The 301-nt window shown below is 62.5% G+C and carries 1 protein-coding gene; it reads left to right on the forward strand.

The features are described from left to right. Window positions 1–26: 26 nt before the first annotated feature. On the forward strand, window positions 27–301 hold a 275-nt coding region (locus tag RF641_RS17535; protein ID WP_424573731.1), incomplete at its 3' end, for an LLM class flavin-dependent oxidoreductase.

The following is a 301-nucleotide window of genomic DNA, read 5'->3' on the forward strand; positions in this document are numbered from 1 at the left end:
ATGCAATTTAGCGAGAGGCCGAACCCATGAACACCACCGTGAAACTTCCGCAGGTTGGAGCCGAGACCTTCGGCGATATCACCGAGGACGCCACTGGAACCCCGCTGTCCCACGCCCACGTGATCCGCAACGTGCTGGCCGAGGGCCAGAAGGCCGAAGAAGTCGGACTCGACTTCTTCGGGATCGGGGAACACCATCGCGATGACTTCTCGATCTCCTCACCCGAGACGGTGCTTGCGGCGCTGGCGGCGACCTCGCAGAACATCAAGCTCGGCACCGCAGTCACCGTGCTGTCCAGCGA

It is taken from the genome of Arthrobacter sp. 'calajunan' (assembly GCF_046940185.1).
In the GTDB taxonomy this organism is placed as follows: Bacteria; Actinomycetota; Actinomycetes; order Actinomycetales; family Micrococcaceae; genus Glutamicibacter; species Glutamicibacter soli.